The organism is Amycolatopsis sp. BJA-103, from assembly GCF_002849735.1.
Classification (GTDB): Bacteria; Actinomycetota; Actinomycetes; order Mycobacteriales; family Pseudonocardiaceae; genus Amycolatopsis.
Genome location: NZ_CP017780.1, coordinates 1,444,423 through 1,461,874, shown reverse-complemented (window position 1 = coordinate 1,461,874; position 17,452 = coordinate 1,444,423). Strand labels below are relative to the sequence as shown.

17 protein-coding genes are annotated in these 17,452 nt (G+C 68.6%); 4 read left to right on the top strand and 13 right to left on the bottom strand.

All coding sequences use genetic code 11. The features are described 5' to 3' along the window. Window positions 1-10: 10 nt before the first annotated feature. Both cysD and cysC read left to right on the top strand, forming a co-directional pair. Complete coding sequence (gene cysD / locus BKN51_RS06865; protein WP_101606808.1) at window positions 11-919, top strand: sulfate adenylyltransferase subunit CysD; 909 nt, start codon at window positions 11-13, stop codon at window positions 917-919. Beyond that, window positions 919-2,748 (top strand): adenylyl-sulfate kinase, encoded by a 1,830-nt coding sequence (gene cysC / locus BKN51_RS06860; RefSeq protein ID WP_101606807.1) that lies wholly within the window; start codon window positions 919-921, stop codon window positions 2,746-2,748. Before cysD ends, cysC begins: the two co-directional genes overlap by 1 nt. Window positions 2,749-2,821: 73 nt before the next feature. Here cysC and BKN51_RS06855 read toward each other — a convergent pair whose 3' ends face one another. Genes BKN51_RS06855 through BKN51_RS06840 form a run of 4 tightly spaced genes read right to left on the bottom strand, consistent with a single transcriptional unit; the run spans window position 2,822 to window position 6,336 of the window. Then, window positions 2,822-3,859: a serine hydrolase gene (locus BKN51_RS06855; protein ID WP_101606806.1), complete on the bottom strand. Its 1,038-nt coding sequence runs from the start codon at window positions 3,857-3,859 to the stop codon at window positions 2,822-2,824. An 18-nt stretch (window positions 3,860-3,877) separates the two neighbouring features. Beyond that, window positions 3,878-4,531, bottom strand: a complete 654-nt coding sequence (locus BKN51_RS06850; RefSeq protein ID WP_101613087.1) for a response regulator — start codon at window positions 4,529-4,531, stop codon at window positions 3,878-3,880. After that, a complete protein-coding gene (locus BKN51_RS06845) occupies window positions 4,528-5,757 on the bottom strand; it encodes a sensor histidine kinase (protein ID WP_101606805.1) in 1,230 nt (409 codons plus the stop codon). Before BKN51_RS06845 ends, BKN51_RS06850 begins: the two co-directional genes overlap by 4 nt. A gap of 9 nt (window positions 5,758-5,766) precedes the next feature. Then, complete coding sequence (locus tag BKN51_RS06840) at window positions 5,767-6,336, bottom strand: TetR/AcrR family transcriptional regulator (RefSeq protein ID WP_101606804.1); 570 nt, start codon at window positions 6,334-6,336, stop codon at window positions 5,767-5,769. A gap of 89 nt (window positions 6,337-6,425) precedes the next feature. On the opposite strand from BKN51_RS06840, the gene BKN51_RS06835 reads away from it, so the two are divergent. Both BKN51_RS06835 and BKN51_RS06830 read left to right on the top strand, forming a co-directional pair. Further along, window positions 6,426-7,643 carry an MFS transporter gene (locus BKN51_RS06835; protein ID WP_101606803.1) on the top strand — a complete coding sequence of 406 codons (1,218 nt, stop codon included), beginning with the start codon at window positions 6,426-6,428 and terminating at the stop codon, window positions 7,641-7,643. Window positions 7,644-7,656: 13 nt separating this feature from the next. Beyond that, a complete protein-coding gene (locus tag BKN51_RS06830; protein ID WP_101606802.1) occupies window positions 7,657-9,624 on the top strand; it encodes an AarF/UbiB family protein in 1,968 nt (655 codons plus the stop codon). Here the strand turns inward: BKN51_RS06830 and lepB are convergent. The 9 genes from lepB to BKN51_RS06785 form a co-directional block, all read right to left on the bottom strand. Then, window positions 9,548-10,348: a signal peptidase I gene (gene lepB / locus BKN51_RS06825; protein WP_146044396.1), complete on the bottom strand. Its 801-nt coding sequence runs from the start codon at window positions 10,346-10,348 to the stop codon at window positions 9,548-9,550. The two genes, BKN51_RS06830 and lepB, sit on opposite strands and share 77 nt — an antisense overlap. 42 nt (window positions 10,349-10,390) lie before the next feature. Then, window positions 10,391-10,717 carry a YnfA family protein gene (locus tag BKN51_RS06820; RefSeq protein ID WP_101606800.1) on the bottom strand — a complete coding sequence of 109 codons (327 nt, stop codon included), beginning with the start codon at window positions 10,715-10,717 and terminating at the stop codon, window positions 10,391-10,393. Between the two features lie 161 nt (window positions 10,718-10,878). Beyond that, window positions 10,879-11,286, bottom strand: a complete 408-nt coding sequence (locus tag BKN51_RS06815) for a metal-sulfur cluster assembly factor (protein WP_101606799.1) — start codon at window positions 11,284-11,286, stop codon at window positions 10,879-10,881. Next, window positions 11,283-11,732: a Fe-S cluster assembly sulfur transfer protein SufU gene (gene sufU, locus BKN51_RS06810; protein ID WP_101606798.1), complete on the bottom strand. Its 450-nt coding sequence runs from the start codon at window positions 11,730-11,732 to the stop codon at window positions 11,283-11,285. Before sufU ends, BKN51_RS06815 begins: the two co-directional genes overlap by 4 nt. After that, window positions 11,732-13,021 (bottom strand): cysteine desulfurase, encoded by a 1,290-nt coding sequence (locus BKN51_RS06805; protein WP_101606797.1) that lies wholly within the window; start codon window positions 13,019-13,021, stop codon window positions 11,732-11,734. The genes sufU and BKN51_RS06805 overlap by 1 nt, the downstream gene beginning before the upstream one ends. 38 nt (window positions 13,022-13,059) lie before the next feature. Further along, the gene (gene sufC, locus BKN51_RS06800) at window positions 13,060-13,830 is read right to left on the bottom strand and encodes a Fe-S cluster assembly ATPase SufC (RefSeq protein WP_101606796.1); all 771 of its coding nucleotides are present in this window, start codon (window positions 13,828-13,830) and stop codon (window positions 13,060-13,062) included. Window positions 13,831-13,866: 36 nt separating this feature from the next. After that, window positions 13,867-15,039 (bottom strand): Fe-S cluster assembly protein SufD, encoded by a 1,173-nt coding sequence (gene sufD, locus BKN51_RS06795; protein WP_101606795.1) that lies wholly within the window; start codon window positions 15,037-15,039, stop codon window positions 13,867-13,869. Between the two features lie 2 nt (window positions 15,040-15,041). Next, on the bottom strand, window positions 15,042-16,448 hold the full coding sequence (gene sufB / locus BKN51_RS06790) for a Fe-S cluster assembly protein SufB (protein WP_409492618.1): 1,407 nt from the start codon (window positions 16,446-16,448) through the stop codon (window positions 15,042-15,044). 38 nt (window positions 16,449-16,486) lie between these two features. Then, window positions 16,487-17,287: a helix-turn-helix transcriptional regulator gene (locus BKN51_RS06785; RefSeq protein ID WP_442857694.1), complete on the bottom strand. Its 801-nt coding sequence runs from the start codon at window positions 17,285-17,287 to the stop codon at window positions 16,487-16,489. Window positions 17,288-17,452: the final 165 nt, after the last annotated feature.

Below are 17,452 nucleotides of genomic sequence, written 5' to 3'. Positions count from 1 at the left end.
GGAGGTCACGATGGCGTCCCCGGCCTACGAGCTCACCCATCTCGAAGCACTCGAAGCCGAAGCCGTGCACATCTTCCGGGAGGTTGCGGCGACCTTCGAACGGCCGGTACTGCTGTTCTCCGGCGGCAAGGACTCGATGGTGATGCTCCACGTGGCGGCCAAAGCCTTCTGGCCGTCGCCACCGCCCTTCCCTGTGATGCACGTCGACACCGGGCACAACTTCGACGAGGTCATCGAGTTCCGGGACCTCACGGCCGCCACCTACGGCCTCCGGCTCGTCGTCACCAGCGTGCAGGACGACATCGACGCGGGCCGGGTCGTCGAAGACCCCAGGGCCGGCCGGAACCGCCTCCAGACCGCCGCCCTGTTGCGCGGCATCCGCGAGCATTCCTTCGACGCGGTCTTCGGCGGCGCCCGGCGCGACGAGGAGAAGGCCCGCGCCAAGGAACGGGTGTTCAGTTTCCGCGACGAGTTCGGCCAATGGGATCCGCGCAATCAGCGCCCGGAGCTTTGGGATCTCTACAACGGCAGGCACCGCAAAGGTGAGCACATCCGCGTCTTCCCGCTGTCGAACTGGACCGAGCTCGACATCTGGCAGTACATCGAAGCCGAGGACGTCGATCTGCCGTCGATCTACTATTCGCACCGGCGCCCGGTCGTCCAACGGGACGGCATGCTGCTCGCGCACACCCGCTTCCTCGCCTTGAGCGAAGGCGAAAGTCCTTACGAGGCAACGGTTCGCTTCCGCACCGTCGGCGACGCGACCTGTACCGGCTGCGTCGAGTCGACGGCGACGTCACCGAGCGAAGTGGTCGCCGAGGTGGCCGCCAGCAGGCTCACCGAACGCGGTGCCACCCGCGCCGACGACCGGATCTCCGAGGCCGGAATGGAAGACCGGAAGAAGGAAGGCTACTTCTGATGGGCGCTTCACAGCTGGTCCGCCTCGCGACCGCGGGCAGCGTCGACGACGGGAAGTCGACCCTGATCGGCCGCCTGCTGTTCGACTCGAAGACGGTGTTCACCGACCAGCTCGAAGCCATCGAACGCACCAGCCGCGCCCGCGGCGAGGCGTACCCCAACCTCGCGCTGCTCACCGACGGCCTGCGCGCCGAACGCGAACAGGGCATCACGATCGACGTCGCCCATCGGTATTTCGCGACGCCTCAACGGAAGTTCATCATCGCCGACACCCCGGGACACGTGCAGTACACCCGGAACATGGTCACCGGGGCGTCCACGGCGGACCTCGCGCTGATCCTGATCGACGCCCGCAAAGGCGTACTCGAACAGTCGCGGCGGCACGCCTTCCTGGCGAGCCTCCTGGGCATCCCGCATCTGGTGCTGTGCCTCAACAAAATGGACCTCGTCGGCTGGTCGCAGGAACGCTTCGAGGAGATCCGTGAGGACTTCCGCCGTTTCGCCATGAAACTCCAGGTCCACGACCTGACCTTCATCCCGATGTCGGCGCTGCACGGCGACAACGTCGTGCACCGGGGCGCCAGTATGCCCTGGTACGAGGGCACTTCCCTGCTGCACCACCTCGAACAGGTGCACGTGGCCTCGGATCGCAACCTCATCGACGCGCGCTTCCCGGTGCAGTACGTCATCCGGGAACACAGCCGCGATTTCCGCGGGTACGCGGGCACCGTCGCGGGCGGGGTGTTCAAACCCGGTGACGAGGTCACCGTGCTGCCGTCCGGTTTCACCACGACGGTGCGCGCGATCTGGGGGCCGGGCGGCACCACGATCACCGAAGCCTTCGCCTCGCAGGCCGTCACGATCGAACTCGCCGACGACCTCGACCTCGGCCGCGGCGACCTGATCTGCCGTCCCGGCAACCGCCCGCACACCAGCCGTGACGTCGACGCGATGGTGTGCTGGTTCTCCGAGCAGGGAACCTTGTCCCCCGGGGCGAACTACCTCGTCCGGCACACCACCCGCGAGACCAAGGCGGAGATCCGCGACCTCGACTACCGGCTCGACGTCACCACCCTTCATCGCGACGAGACCGCGCAAGCGTTGTACCTCAACGAGATCGGCCGGATCCGGCTGCGCACCCGGCAACCGCTGCTGTTCGATTCCTACCGCCGCAACCGGTCCACCGGCGGTTTCCTCCTCGTCGACGAGCATTCCGGGGCGACGGTCGCAGCCGGGATGATCACCGGCCCGAGCGTGACGGCGTCGAACGTCGTCTGGCACACCGCCGCGGTCACCAGGACCGAACGCGCGACGCGCGGGCTCACCGTCTGGCTCACCGGGCTTTCCGCGTCCGGCAAATCGAGTGTGGCCGTCGAACTGGAACGGCGCCTGGTGGCGTCCGGCAGGCCCGCGTATCTGCTGGACGGCGACAACCTCCGGCACGGGCTGAACGGGAACCTCGGCTTCAGCCCGGCCGATCGCGCCGAGAACGTCCGGCGCGTCGCGGAGGTCGCGAAGCTGTTCGCCGACGCCGGTGTGGTGTCGGTGGTTTCGCTGATCAGCCCGTACCAGGCCGACCGCGAACTCGCCCGCGCCGCGCACGAAGCCGCCGGGCTGCCGTTCCTGGAGGTCTTCGTCGACACCCCGCTCGAGGTCTGCGAAGACCGCGACCCCAAGGGGATGTACGCGAAGGCGAGGGCGGGCGAGATCAAGGGGTTCACCGGGGTGGACGCTCCCTACGAACGTCCCGAGACCCCGGATCTGGTGCTACGGCCCGAAAACGGCGATCCCTCTTCGATGGCCGCGCTGATCCTCGCCGCCCTCGAGTAGCTGAAGGGGACTTTCCCCGCATGCGATGCGGGGAAAGCGCCCTTCGCCGCGTCCTATGCGGGGAAAGCGTCCTTCAGCCGCCGTTGGAGGCCCGGTACGGAGCGGCAGCGTAGGTTCGGGCCGTGGCGGCGGTCAGCTTCTCGACCGAACGGAACATCGTCTTCCCGAGCTTCGCCCGCGCCTTCAGCGCCGGATGCGTCGCGGCATAGTCGTCCTTGGTGACCGCCGGGTCGCCCGCGAACGCGCCCGACGCGAACAGCGAGTACGTCAGGATCGGCTTGCCGTCGGCGCTGAACATCACGCCCGCCTCGTTGCGGCCGTCGTTGAACCAGCCGGCCTTCGTGGCGACCCGCAGCCGCTCGGCCGAGGTCAGGCCGAGCCGCACCCCGTCGGTGAACGCGCTCAGCGAGCGCAGGATGTTCAGCAGGTACTCGGTGGACTTCGCCGAAAGCAGCGTCCCGCCGACCAGTTTCCGCAGCAGCGTATGCGTCTCGGCCGGGGTCGTCTTGCCGAGGAAGAAGCGGTTCGGGTTGGCCACCGGGACGACCTGGGTGCGCACGAATCCCTTGCCGCGCAGGATCTCGTTGACCTCCGCGGCGGGGCAGACCAGCCCGCACAGGCGGACAGCGGTGTTGTCGGACAGCGTCAGCAGCGCGGCCATCGCGTGCCCGAGCGTCACCGAACTCGGATACGCGCCGTCCAGGGCGAAGATGCCGTCGGTGTCCTTGATGACGATGTCGGCCGTGACGTCGACGCGCTGGTCCAAGGTGAGCAGTCCGCGGTCGATCTTGTCGAGTACCGCGGTGGCGACCGCGATCTTGTTGACACTGTAGGCCTCGACGACCTCGTCGGCCCGCTCGGAGACGGCGGTGACCAGGTTCCCGTCGGAGTCCGCGACGCTGACGTGAGACGACCAGGTGCCGCCCGCCTTCGCGGTTTCCCGGGCGTAGACCTGGAAAATCCGGCGAGCGGCGGCCGACGCGTCTTTGGCCGCGGTGTCCGATTCGGACTCTTCGGCGGCTTGGGCGAGCTGCGCTGTCCCGAGGACCGCGCCCGCGGCGGCGACCGTTCCCAGCCCCAGCACGCGACGGCGGTTGACGTTCGTATCCACCGGGGGACCCTACCGCGTTCAGCCCGCCGGTGTGACGAATCCGGTGTCGTAGGCCTTGATCACCGCTTGTGTCCGGTCCCTCGCTCCGAGTTTCGCCAGGACGTTCCCGACGTGCGTCTTCACCGTCTGCACGCCGAGGTACAGCTCTCCCGCGATCTCCACATTGGACAGTCCGCTCGCCATCAGCCGCAGCACCTCGCGTTCGCGTTCGGTGAGCCCCGCGTCGGCGAGACCGTCCTGCGGGCCCCGGTTCGCCTGCTGCGCGGCCAGCCGCCGGATCGCGGCCGGGAACAGCAGCGACTCCCCCGCCGCCACCGTCCGGATCGCCGAGACGATCTCCTCGGGCCTGGTCCGCTTCAGCAGGAAGCCGCTCGCGCCGGCGAGCAGGGCGTCGTAGACGTAGTCGTCGTTCTCGAAGGTGGTCACCACGATCACCTTGGGCGGATTGTCCATAGTGGACATCAGATGCGTGGTCGCGCGGATCCCGTCGACCGAAGGCATCCGGACGTCCATCAGCACGACGTCGGGCCGGAACCGCGAGACCAGGCCCGGCACCTCGGCGCCGTCGGACGCCTCGCCCACGACCTCCAGATCCGGCTCGGAGGCGACGATCGCCCGCAGCCCCGCCCGGATCAGCTGTTCGTCGTCGACCAGCAGCACCCCGATGCTCATCGCCGTTTCCCCCATGGCACCGCCACCTCGACCTTCCAGAATCCGTCCGCGCGCCCCGCGGTGATCGTGCCGCCGAGCACGTCCACCCGTTCCGCCATTCCCCGCAGTCCCCGGCCGCCCCCGTCGCGTGACGGAACCGCGGCGCCGAGCGGGTTGGACACCCGCAGCGACAGCAGTTCCGAGCCGGCGTCGACGAGCACCGTCACCGGCACCTTACCGGCGTGCCGCAACGCGTTCGTCAGGCATTCCTGCAGGATCCGGTACGCCTCACGGGAGACGACCGGCGGCACCGACGACGGTTCGCCCCGCACCTCCGCCGTCACCTCGGCGCCCGCCAGCCGCGTGGCTTCGACCAGCGCGGACAGCTCCGTCAGCCCGGATTGCGGCGCCCGCGACGACGCCTCCTCGCGCAGCAGTCCGAGCACGTGGTCGAGGTCGTCCAGCGCGGCACGGGCGGAATCCTCGATCGCGGTGAGCGCCTGTTCCGTGAAGTCCGGATCGGTGCGCAAGGTCCGGCGCGCGGCCCCGGCCTGGATGGTCACGACGCTCAGCGCGTGCCCGACCGAGTCGTGCAGTTCCCGCGCCAGCCGATTGCGTTCGGCGAGTTGTTCGGTGCGTTTCTCCAGCTGGGCGATCCGCTCGGCGGCCGAGACGCCCAGCAGGCTGCGGGCGACGCGGGTCAGCACCGCGCCCGCTCCCCACACCACGTACGCCAGCGCGACGACGCCGAGCAGGAAGGCCAGCGGGATCCACGCGCTCGCCCAGCCGGCCGGTACCACGATCGGGTCCTCTGTGGACAGTGCTATCCGGCCGGTGAACGGGGCCGCGACGGTGAAACCGAAGCCGACCGGGACGAACAGGCTCGCCAGGCTGAGGACGCACCCCGTGCCCACGTGCAGCAGGTACATCGCCGTCGACCGCAGCCGGACGGGCCAGCTCCCCGCGGGCCCGAACGTCACTCCCGGCACGGGATCGTCCAGCAGTTCCCGGACGGCCGCGCCCTCCAGCACCCGGACGGCGGGGATGAACGACGACGCGATGATCACCAGGACGACGGTGATCATCGCGATGACGACCCCGCGCTCCACCGTCACGACTAGCGGTAACAGCGAAGGCACCACGATGGCGGCGAAGAGCACATACGGCACGCTCAAGGCGCCACCGAGGATGAAGTACACCCACCGGCGATAGGTCGCCCGATCCACGAGCGGGCCGAAAAGTCGCATGCGCTCTTTCTAGCCTGTGCCCGCCTCGCGCGGATCCCTCAGCAGTATCTCCGCGATCTCCCTCGCCAGGGTGACCCGGTGCGCGTCGCCGTCGATACCGGTGTGCGCGACAGCGCCTTCCAGCAAGAGGAAGAGCTGTTCCGCGAGCCGTTGCGGATCGGCCGCACCCGGGACGTCCTCGCGGAGGAGTTCGGCGAACTTCGCCCGGACCGCCGCCTTGTGCCGCCGGATCACGTCGAGTCCGGGATGACCGGCGGGCAGCTCGGCCGCCGCGTTGAGGAACGCGCACCCCCGGTCGCTCCCGAGCTTCGGGTGATCGACGTAGGCGTCGAAGACCGTCAGCGCCCGGGGTATGCCGGCCTCGGCCAGCCGCTGTTCCAGGTACGCCCACCAGACGTCGTGACGGCTTCGCAGGTACGCGACCGTCAGGTCCGTCTTCGATCCGAAGCACGCGTACAGCGTCTTCTTCGTGACGCCCGCGGCCTCGGCGATCGCCGCGACGCCCACGGCGTTCAGCCCGTCTCGGTAGAACAACGTGCTCGCCGCGCTCAGGACACGCTCGCCCGCCGGTGTCAGCATGCCTCGACTATACCGATCGGTTGACCTGAGCGCGAAATGCAGGAACACTCCCCGAGTATACCGATCGGTATACCTCTGGAGGAGAGCTGATGGTTTCTTCGTACAAACGCGAGCTGACGCTCACCGCGGCCGGGTTGTCGCTGATCGCGGTCTCCTACGGACTCGCGAGGTACGCGTACGGCCTCTTCGCACCGACACTCCGGACGGAGTTCGGCCTCGACGGCGGCACCCTCGGCGCCATCGCGGCGGGCAGCTACGTCGCTTACTGCCTCGCCGTCGTCGCCTCGACCGCCATCACGGCCCGCAGGGGCGCCCGGGCGGGCGCGCTCGCCGCCGGGGCGACCGCCACCGCGGGGACCGCCTTGATCGCGGCCGCTCCGAACGCCGCCGTCCTCGCGCTCGGTGTCGTCCTGGCCGGAGCCAGCACCGGGCTGGCCTCCCCTTCGCTCGCGGACGCGGTCTCCCGTGTCGTCCGCGTGACCCGCCGCGACCGAGCCCAGTCCGTGGTGAACGCCGGAACCGGGCTCGGCGTGCTGATCTCCGGTCCGGTCTCCCTGCTCGCGATCGGCGACTGGAGGCTGGCCTGGTGGGCCTTCGCCGCGGCATCGGCGCTGGTGACACTATGGATCGCCCGCGTCGTGCCGCCGGTCAAGGAGGATCGGAAGAGCGGCCTGCCGGTACCGCTGTTCCCACCCGCGACCGGACGGCTGCTGCCCGCCGCCGCGACGCTCGGCCTGGCCAGCGCGGCGATCTGGACGTTCGGCAGGGACATCGCCGTGAGCATCGGCGGGCTCGGCGAGACTGCCTCGACGGTGGTGTGGATCGTCCTCGGTGCGGTCGGCCTGGCAGGCGCGTTCACCGCCGAACTGACCTCGCGGGCGGGGCTGCGCCGGGCCTGGTCGGCGGGAATGATCCTGTTCGCCATCGCCACGGCTCTCTTCGCCCTCGCCACTCGATCGCTGCCGGCGCTCATCATCGCGGCGGCACTCTTCGGAGCCGTCTACATCGGACTGACCGGCGTACTGATCCTCTGGGGCACCAGGGCCTATCCGGCGTCTCCCGCGTTCGGCGTGGGCGTGGCCTTCCTGATGCTGGCGCTCGGCCAGGCCGCCGGAGCGCCACTGATCGGCTTCCTCGGCGACCTCATCGACCTTCGTGCCGGTTTCCTCGCGGCCGCGGCGATCGCCGTCCTCGGCGTCCTGTTCGCCCCCAAGGAGGCGACCACGACCTACAACTTCGGGGTTCGTTCCCTCTCAAGGGTGAGCCCCGTCCCGCCGGAGCGGGAATCCCGCGCGGGCTGCGCGTGATGTCCTCATCGGCATGAACCTGCTGCTCGGCCTGCTCACCCTGCCCGTCTACGCGCTCATGCTGTGGCCACTCGTGGTCGCCGCCCGCCGCGTGCTGGGCGTGCGGATCGGCGTGGTGCGCGCGTTCTGCGCCGCGGGTTTCGGCTGGCTCGTCGCGGGCGGCATCCTCAGCGCGTTCCCCACCCCGATGTACGCGAGCGGCGGCGCCTTCGCCGGGCTGATCATCCCGGTGGCGGGCGGCGCGTTCCTGGCGACGCTGATGTTCCTGTTCGTCGCGGAGTTCGTCCTCCCGGCGGGCTCCGGGCTCGGGCTGATCGGCAGGATCCGTTCCCTGCGCCGCCGCGCCGCCCGGACGCGGCGGTACTCGCAGATCACCCGGATCGCGATCAAGCACGGCCTCGGCCGCTACCTCACCGGCCGCCGGGAAGCAGGCCTCGCCCAGGTCCGGCACGCCAAACTGGCGCGTTCGCTGCGCCGCGCGCTGGAAGAGGGCGGCGTGACGTTCGTGAAGCTCGGCCAACTGCTCTCGACCCGGTCCGACCTGCTCCCGCCGGTGTTCATCGACGAACTCAGCAAGCTCCAGGACCAGGTCGCCTTCGCCGACGCCGACGAGGTCGCGACCGTGCTGCGCGAGGAACTGGGCGGCGACCCGGACGAGATCTTCGCCGAGTTCGATCCGGAACCGATCGCGGCCGCGTCGATCGCGCAGGTCTACCGGGCGAAGCTGCGCGACGGGCAGGAAGTCGTCGTCAAGGTGCAGCGGCCCGACGTGCAGTCGCTGGTCGACCGGGACCTCGACATCGTCCGCCGTGTCGCCGCCGCTCTGGACCTGCGCGCGGACTGGGCCCGTTCGCTCGGCGTCATCGACCTCGCCGAAGGCTTCGCCGACGCCCTGGTCGAGGAACTCGACTTCCGGACCGAGGCCAGGAACATCGAAGCGGTCGCCGCGGCCTACCCCGGCACCGAGGTCGCCCTCCCGACCGTCCACAAAGCACTGTCCACCGAGCGCGTCCTGGTGATGCGGCGCCTCGACGGCAAACCACTCGCCGCCGCCAAGGAACAGGTCCCGGTCGCGGAACGGGCGAACCTCGCCCGGTCGATGCTGCGCTGCGTACTCGGCCAGGTGATGGGCAGCGGCGTCTTCCACGCCGACCCGCATCCCGGCAACGTCCTGCTGCTCACCGACGGCAGGCTGGGCCTGCTCGACTTCGGCTCCGTCGGACGGCTCGACTCGGGCCTGCGCGGCGGGCTGCAGAACCTCATCCTCGCCCTCGACCGCGGCGACCCGGCCGCGCTGCGCGACGGCCTGCTGGAGATCGTCGACCGGCCGGACGAGATCGAGGAGCAACGGCTGGAGCGGGCACTGGGTTCCTTGGTGGCCAAGCATTTCAACCACGGGCAGGCCCCGGATCTGGACATGTTCACCGACCTGTTCCGGGTGATCGCCGACTTCCGGCTCAGCGTGCCCCCGCCGATCGCCGCGGTGTTCCGCGCACTGGCCACTTTGGAGGGAACACTGGCCGCGCTGGCGCCGGGATTCAACATCGTCGTCGAATCCCGCGCCTACGCCGCCGAGCAGGTGGGTGCCGGCCTGCGGCCGGAGTCGTTGCGCTCCACCGCCACCAACGAACTGATGGCGCTCCTGCCGGTGCTGCGCCGCCTGCCCCGCCGCGTCGACCGGATCGGCAACGCACTGGAGCAGGGCAGGCTTTCGGTCAACGTCCGGCTGTTCTCCGACGAACGCGACCGCGACGTGGTCACCGGGCTGGTGCACGAACTCCTGCTGGCGTTCGTCGGCGCGGCCACCGGGCTGATGGCCGTGCTGCTGCTGGGCGGCGCGGGCGGCCCGGAGATGCTGCCCGGCGTCACGCTGCACCAGATGTTCGGCTACAACCTGCTCGTGGTCAGCGCGCTGGTGGGACTGCGGCTGCTCTTCGTCGTTTTCCGGCGAAGCGGGCAACGCTCACGATCGCCCCGATGACCCCCAGGACGACGAGCCCGACTCCGGCAAACACCAGCAGACGCGAGGTACGGAACCCGGTGTCGGACACGGGGTCGCCGGGAAGTCCGGCTTCGACGAAAGCGGTGGTCTGCGGAAAGGGCTCGGCGGAGAAAGGACTCCCCAGTCCGACGACGATTCCGCTCAGCTTCGACAGGGGAACGGCGCCGTTGCCGGGCTCCTCGGTGTAGATGCGCGAGTCCCGGGAATTGTTCCGCAGGTCACCGGCGACGAACACCGTGCCCGGCGGCACCTGGACGCTGAACGGCCGGTATTCCTTGCGGCCGTACCCGTTGTCGTCTTCGGTGTACGGCTCCTTGACCGGCTTCCCGTTGACGGTGATCAGGTTGTCCTTCGTGCAGCAGACGACCTGATCACCACCGATGCCGATCACCCGCTTGACGGCCCGGCCTTCGCCGGGTCTCGCGTCCGGGAACGCGGACAGATCCATGAGGACGACCGCGCCGCGCGGAATCTCGGGGAGTTCCGCCCAGCGATACAGCACGACCTCGCCCGGCTGGATCGTGGGCGTCATCGCTTCGCCGGGGACACTCACCATCCGATAGCCCATCAGGGTCCAGAACCCGTACCCCCCGGCGCCCCCGCCGACGACCGCCAGCAGGATCATCACGAACAGGAGCGGGGAGAATCTTCGCTTCGGCCCCGGTCTCGCGGCGGGCGGAGCGGGAAAGTCCGTTTCGGTCACAGCGCACGATAGCGCCGGTGGCCGACAGTTTCCGGCCAACGCTCAAGCTCGGGGCGCGTACATGATGACCCCGACCCCGGCGAGGCAGATCAGGGCGCCGATGACGTCGTACCGGTCCGGCCGGTAGCCGTCGGCGACCATGCCCCACGCCAGCGATCCCGCGACGAACACTCCGCCGTACGCGGCGAGGATGCGGCCGAAGTTCGCGTCGGGCTGGAGTGTCGCGACGAAGCCGTAGAGGCCCAGTGCGACGATGCCCGCGCCGATCCAGAGGTAGCCGCGGTGTTCCCTGACGCCTTGCCAGATCAGCCAGGCGCCACCGATCTCCAGCAGGGCGGCGAGTGCGAAGAGCGCGATGGACCGGATCATGCGGTTACCCAACCAGACGCCGGGCAGCCTCCGGGGCGCGGTATAGGTCGTTATACATATAACGCTTGCCGCCGCCTGCCCCCAACGCTATGAAAGGCCCGTTACTTGCAAAATTTGCAAGTAACGGGCCTTTCATAGCGCGCGAGCGCGAAAAGTGAGGGTCAGACGGTGAAGCCCAGGGCGCGCAGCTGCTCGCGGCCGTCCTCGGTGATCTTCTCCGGGCCCCACGGCGGCATCCAGACCCAGTTGATCCGGAAGTCCTTGACCAGTCCCGTTCCCCCGCCGACGAGCGCGGCACCGGTCTGGTCTTCGATGACGTCGGTCAGCGGGCAGGCCGCGGACGTCAGGGTCATGTCGATGGTGGCGGTGTTGTCCGCCTCGACACGGATGTCGTAGACCAGTCCGAGGTCGACGACGTTGATGCCCAGCTCGGGGTCGACGACGTCGCGCATCGCCTCTTCGAGGTCCTCGACCTTCGCCAGGTCGGCGGTGTCCGCGGCGGCGGTGGTCTCGGCGTCGAGGTCGGCGGCCGTGCGCCCCTCGCGGGTTTCGGTCTGCTGTTCGGTCATGCCGTCTCAACTCCGTTGGTCGTGCGGGCGACGGCGTCCTTGAACGCCATCCATCCGAGCAGGGCGCACTTCACGCGTGCCGGGTACTTGGCGACGCCCGCGAAGGCGATGCCGTCCTCCAGCACTTCCTCGTCCGGCTCGATCTGACCCTTGCCCTGCATCAGCTCGACGAAGGCGTCCATGGTGGTGAACGCCTCCTCCACGGTGTGCCCGACGACGAGATCCGTCAAGACCGACGTGGACGCCTGGCTGATCGAGCAGCCTTGTCCGTCGTAGGAGATGTCGGCGACCTTCCCGTCGTCGACCTTCACCCGCAGGGTCACCTCGTCGCCGCAGGTCGGGTTGACCTGGAACGATTCGGCGTCGAACGGCTCGCGCAGACCGCGGCCGTGCGGGTTCTTGTAGTGGTCCAGGATGATCTCCTGGTACATGCTTTCGAGGTTCATCAGGCCACCCCGAAGAACTTCTGCGCCTCACGCACACCGTTCACGAGCGCGTCCACTTCGGACAGGGTGTTGTAGATGTAGAACGACGCGCGCACGGTCGCCGGGACCGAGCACGCCCGGTGCAGCGGCCACGCGCAGTGGTGCCCGACGCGGACGGCGATGCCGAGGCTGTCCAGCACCTGGCCCGAGTCGTGCGGGTGGACGCCGTCGATGACGAACGAGACCAGTCCGCCGCGGTCGGCCATGTCGGTGGGGCCGATGATCCGCACGCCGGGGATCTCGCCGAGTCCGGTCAGCGCCGCCTCGGTGAGGAGGTGCTCGTGCGCGGCGACCCGGTCCATGCCGATCGACGACAGGTAGTCGGCGGCCGCGCCGAGGGCGACGGCCTGCGACGTCATCGGGGTGCCCGCCTCGAACCGCTGCGGCGGCGCGGCGAAGGTGGTCTGCTCCATGCGGACCATCTCGATCATCGAGCCGCCGGTCAGGAACGGCGGCATCGCTTCGAGCAGCTCGCGGCGGCCGTAAAGGACGCCGATGCCGTACGGGCCGACCATCTTGTGCCCGGCGAAAGCGGCGAAGTCGACGTCCAGGTCGTGGAGGTCCACGGGGAAGTGCGGCACCGACTGGCAGGCGTCCAGCACGACCAGCGCGCCGACCTTGCGGGCCTTCTCCACCAGGAACTTGACCGGGTTGATCGTGCCGAGCACGTTGGACTGGTGCGTGAACGCGAGCACCTTGGTCCGCTCGGTGATCAACTCGTCCACATTGGACAGATCGAGACGACCGTCGGCGGTGACGGAGAACCACTTCAGCGTCGCACCGGTGCGCTGGCAGAGTTGCTGCCACGGCACCAGGTTCGCGTGGTGTTCCATCTCGGTGATGACGATCTCGTCGCCGGGGCCGAGCTTGAACCGCTCGGCCTCGGGACCGGCCGTGGCGGCGTTGCTCATCGCGTAGGCGACGAGGTTGATGCCCTCGGTGGCGTTCTTGGTGAACACCAGCTCGTGCGGGGAGGCGCCGACGAACTCCGCGATCCGCACGCGGGCGGATTCGTAGGCGTCGGTCGCCTCCTCGGCGAGCTGGTGCGCGCCGCGGTGCACCGCGGCGTTCGAGGTCTCCAGGAACCGGCGCTCGGCTTCGAGCACCTGCGCCGGTTTCTGGGACGTCGCACCGGAATCCAGATACACCAAGGGTTTCCCGTCCCGCACCGTGCGGGTCAGGATGGGGAAGTCGGCCCTGATGGCCGCTACGTCCAGCGGTACAGCAGAGTTAGCCGTGGTGGTGGTCATCGGGCCAACTCCTCTCGGTGTAGTCGCGAAAACAGTGATCAGACGGCGACGGTCTCGGCGGAGCCGGTGTACTTGACGTACCCGTTCTCCTCCAGCTCGTCCGCGAGCTCACGGCCGCCGGACTCGACGATCTTGCCGCCGGCGAAGACGTGCACGAAGTCGGGCGTGATGTGCCGCAGGATCCGCGTGTAGTGCGTGATCAGCATGACGCCGGCGTCGTTGCTCGCCTTGAACTCGTTGACGCCCTCGGACACGACGCGCAGCGCGTCGACGTCGAGGCCGGAGTCGGTCTCGTCGAGGATGGCGATCTTCGGCTTGAGCAGCGCCAGCTGCAGGATCTCGTGGCGCTTCTTCTCGCCGCCGGAGAAGCCCTCGTTCACCGAACGCTCGGCGAACTCGGACGAGATCTCCAGCTTGCCCATCTCCTCCTTGACCTCCTTGACCCAGTGGCGCAGCTTGGGGGCCTCGCCACGGACCGCGGTGGCCGCGGTGCGGAGGAAGTTGGACATGGACACGCCCGGTACCTCGACCGGGTACTGCATGGCGAGGAACAGGCCCGCGCGGGCACGCTCGTCGACGCTCATCTCCAGCACGTCCTCACCGTCGAGCAGGACCTGCCCGGAGGTGACTTGGTACTTGGGGTGACCGGCGATGGCGTAGGACAGCGTGGACTTGCCCGAACCGTTGGGGCCCATGATCGCGTGGGTCTCGCCCGACTTGATGGTCAGGTTGACGCCCTTGAGGATCTCCTTGGGGCCCTCCTCGGTCGTGACCGAGGCGTGCAGATCCTTGATTTCCAGCGTAGGCATTTCTTTCCTAAAAGTCTGATGTGGACGGACGAGGGCTTAGACGCCCACGGCTTCGAGCTCGGCTTCGATCGCGGTCTCGAGACGCTCGCGCACCTCGGGAACGCCGATCTTGACCAGGATCTCGTGGAAGAACCCGCGTACGACCAGGCGCCGCGCGGCGTCCTCGCCGATTCCACGCGACTGGAGGTAGAACAACTGCTCGTCGTCGAACCTTCCCGTCGCGCTCGCGTGCCCGGCGCCTTCGATCTCGCCGGTCTCGATCTCCAGGTTCGGGATCGAGTCCGCCCGCGCGCCCGGCGTCAGCACCAGGTTGCGGTTGAGCTCGTAGGTGTCGGTCGCTTCGGCGGCCGCCCGGATCAGCACGTCGCCGACCCACACGGTGTGCGCGTTTTCGCCCTGCAGCGCGCCCTTGTACATCACCCGCGACTTGCAGTTCGGCACCGCGTGGTCGACGAAGAGACGGTGCTCCTGGTGCTGCCCCGCGTCCGCGAAGTACAGGCCGAGCATCTCGACGTCGCCGCCCTTGTCGGCGAACGTCGCCGTCGGCGAGACGCGGACGAGGTCACCGCCCAGGGTGATGACGATGTGCTTGAGCGTGGCGTCGCGGCCGAGCTTGAGGTGCTGCTCGGACACGTGCACCGCGTCGTCGGCCCAGTCCTGGACGCTGACCACGGTGACGTTCGCCGAATCGCCGATGACGAACTCGACGTTGTCGGCGTAGGTGCCGGAGCCGACGTGGTCGAGGACGATGACGGCCTCGGAGAACTGCTCGGCGCGGACCTGCAGGTGCCCGTAGGCGACCTCGCCCTCGCCGGGACCGGTGATCTTCACCGTCGACGGCTTCGACGCCTTGGTCTCCTTGGGCACCGTGATGACGGTGGCCTCGGTGAACGAGGAGTACGCCTGCGCGGCGATCCGGTCGCTCGGGACGCCCGCGACGCCGAGGCGCTCGTCGTCCCTGCCGACCTGCTCGATCTTCAGTTCGGGCGCGGCGTCGGATTCCAGGGTCGCCGAACCCGAAGCGGTGGCGGACCCGTCGTGCAGGCCGCGCAGCCGCTTCATCGGAGTGAAGCGCCAGTTCTCCTCACGGCCGCCGGGGACCTCGAAGGCCTCGACGTCGTGAGAGGTGAAGCGCTCCGCGCGAGAGGTCGCCGGGATGACGACCCCTTCGCGCATCGCTTCGGAAACGTTGTTCTCGGTAACCGACATGACTAGCCGACGGACCCTTCCATCTGAAGCTCGATCAGGCGGTTCAGCTCGAGCGCGTACTCCATCGGCAGCTCACGCGCGATGGGCTCGACGAACCCGCGCACGATCATCGCCATGGCCTCGGCCTCGTCGAGACCGCGCGACATGAGGTAGAACATCTGGTCTTCGCTGACCTTCGAGACGGTCGCCTCGTGGCCCATGGAGACCTCGTCGTTGCGGATGTCCACGTACGGGTACGTGTCCGAACGCGAGATCGTGTCGACCAGCAGCGCGTCACAGACCACGCTGGACCGCGAGTGGTGCGCCCGCTTCGCGATCTTGATCAGACCGCGGTAGGAGGTGCGGCCACCGCCGCGCGCCACCGACTTCGACACGATGGTCGAGGAGGTGTGCGGCGCCAGGTGCTCCATCTTCGCGCCGGCGTCCTGGTGCTGGCCTTCGCCCGCGAACGCGACCGAGAGGACCTCGCCCTTGGCGTGCTCGCCCATCAGGAAGACGGACGGGTACTTCATCGTGACCTTGGAACCGATGTTGCCGTCGATCCACTCCATGGTCGCGCCCTCTTCGCACTTGGCGCGCTTGGTGACCAGGTTGTAGACGTTGTTCGACCAGTTCTGGATGGTCGTGTAACGGCAGCGGGCGCCCTTCTTCACGATGATCTCCACGACCGCCGAGTGCAGCGAGTCGGACTGGTAGATCGGCGCGGTGCAACCCTCGACGTAGTGCACGTAGGCGTCTTCGTCGACGATGATCAGGGTCCGCTCGAACTGACCCATGTTCTCGGTGTTGATCCGGAAGTAGGCCTGCAGCGGGATGTCCACCTTGACGCCCTTGGGCACGTAGATGAACGAGCCGCCGGACCACACCGCGGTGTTCAGCGCGGAGAACTTGTTGTCCCCGGCCGGGATCACGGAGCCGAAGTACTCCTTGAAGATCTCCGGGTGCTCCTTGAGCGCGGTGTCGGTGTCCAGGAACAGGACGCCCTGCGCCTCCAGATCCTCGCGGATCGAGTGGTAGACGACCTCGGACTCGTACTGCGCGGCGACACCGGCGACGAGGCGCTGCTTCTCCGCCTCGGGGATGCCGAGCCGGTCGTACGTGTTCTTGATGTCCTCGGGCAGGTCTTCCCAGGAGGTGGCCTGCTTCTCACTGGACCGCACGAAGTACTTGATGTTGTCGAAGTCGATCCCGGAGAGGTCCGCACCCCAGTTGGGCATCGGCTTCAAGTCGAAGAGCTTGAGAGCCTTCAGTCGTGCTTCGCGCATCCACTCCGGCTCGGACTTCTTCGAGGAGATGTCGGTGACGACGTCCTCGTTCAGTCCGCGACGGGCAGTAGAGCCCGCCTCGTCGGAGTCCGCCCAGCCGAACGCGTACTTGCCAAGGGACTCGATGGTCTCTTCCTGGCTCATGGGCGCGGTGGTGGGAGTGCGCTGCTCGGCAGCGGCAGTCATGCGGGTTTCCCTCCATTCGGGATCCGTGCTGTGCGCCCAGGAGAGGGCGCCGTGCTTCCCGGCCGGGGTGTGGCCGGGTGACCCGCCGAAACGACGGGTACGTGTGTGGTGCACGCGTTGTCACCGCGTGCGATGGTCGCCAGTCGCTGCACGTGGGTACCCAGAAGTTCCGCGAAAGCCTCGGTTTCGGCTTCACACAACTGAGGGAACTCGGCGGCGACATGGGCGACCGGGCAATGGTGCTGGCAAAGCTGTTCGCCGACACCGACCTGACGGGTCGACGCAGCGTAACCCTCCCTGGTCAGCGCCGCAGCGAGGGCCTCGGCGCGGGCGGCGGGGTCCGTGTGCTGCGTGATCGCTTCCTGATGCGGGCCGACCAGCGAAGCGACACGAGCCTCGGCGAAGGCCTTCACAGCGTCCTCGCCGGCGTGTTCGGAGAGGAACCGGATGGCCGAGGACGCGAGGTCGTCGTAGGCGTGCCCGAACCGGGCACGACCGGCCTCGGTCAGGAGGAAGTTCTTGGCGGGACGGCCTCGTCCGCGGGGGCCGCGACGGGGCGCGTCCCGGGTTTCGGCCTCGCCGTCGGCGAGCAGGGCGTCGAGATGACGGCGGACGGCGGCGGCGCTGATCCCCAGCTGCTCGGCCACCACGACGGCGGTCATCGGACCCTGTTCCAGCAGCAAGCGGGCCACTTCGTGCCTGGTCCGTCCCTCGGGGCCGACCTGCGCGGGGACAGGCTGGACCTCGGCGCGGGGCATGTCGCCACCGGCCTCGTTCCGCGTCCCCGTCTTTTTCACAACACAAGTGTGACGTATTTCCGGGGAGACGGCAAAGAGGGGTGCCTCACGGAGTGGCGTGGGTCACGTTGACCGTCGAAAGCACAGGGGTAACCACGTACCCGTTAAGTCTGTTCCCGCGATCGCTACCCTTCGTGCGTGGCAGTGGGCGATCACCCGGTACGG

Excerpts from the sequence above, each read along its gene's own strand:
- BKN51_RS06835 (WP_101606803.1), top strand. The coding sequence starts at position 6,426 with ATGGTTTCTTCGTACAAACGCGAGCTGACGCTCACCGCGGCCGGGTTG.
- sufD (WP_101606795.1), bottom strand. The coding sequence starts at position 15,039 with ATGTCGGTTACCGAGAACAACGTTTCCGAAGCGATGCGCGAAGGGGTC.
- BKN51_RS06820 (WP_101606800.1), bottom strand. The coding sequence starts at position 10,717 with ATGATCCGGTCCATCGCGCTCTTCGCACTCGCCGCCCTGCTGGAGATC.
- BKN51_RS06845 (WP_101606805.1), bottom strand. The coding sequence starts at position 5,757 with ATGCGACTTTTCGGCCCGCTCGTGGATCGGGCGACCTATCGCCGGTGG.
- cysD (WP_101606808.1), top strand. The coding sequence starts at position 11 with ATGGCGTCCCCGGCCTACGAGCTCACCCATCTCGAAGCACTCGAAGCC.
- BKN51_RS06830 (WP_101606802.1), top strand. The coding sequence starts at position 7,657 with ATGAACCTGCTGCTCGGCCTGCTCACCCTGCCCGTCTACGCGCTCATG.
- sufB (WP_409492618.1), bottom strand. The coding sequence starts at position 16,448 with ATGAGCCAGGAAGAGACCATCGAGTCCCTTGGCAAGTACGCGTTCGGC.
- BKN51_RS06850 (WP_101613087.1), bottom strand. The coding sequence starts at position 4,531 with ATGAGCATCGGGGTGCTGCTGGTCGACGACGAACAGCTGATCCGGGCG.
- sufC (WP_101606796.1), bottom strand. The coding sequence starts at position 13,830 with ATGCCTACGCTGGAAATCAAGGATCTGCACGCCTCGGTCACGACCGAG.
- BKN51_RS06815 (WP_101606799.1), bottom strand. The coding sequence starts at position 11,286 with ATGACCGAACAGCAGACCGAAACCCGCGAGGGGCGCACGGCCGCCGAC.
- BKN51_RS06805 (WP_101606797.1), bottom strand. The coding sequence starts at position 13,021 with ATGACCACCACCACGGCTAACTCTGCTGTACCGCTGGACGTAGCGGCC.
- cysC (WP_101606807.1), top strand. The coding sequence starts at position 919 with ATGGGCGCTTCACAGCTGGTCCGCCTCGCGACCGCGGGCAGCGTCGAC.
- BKN51_RS06840 (WP_101606804.1), bottom strand. The coding sequence starts at position 6,336 with ATGCTGACACCGGCGGGCGAGCGTGTCCTGAGCGCGGCGAGCACGTTG.
- sufU (WP_101606798.1), bottom strand. The coding sequence starts at position 11,732 with ATGAACCTCGAAAGCATGTACCAGGAGATCATCCTGGACCACTACAAG.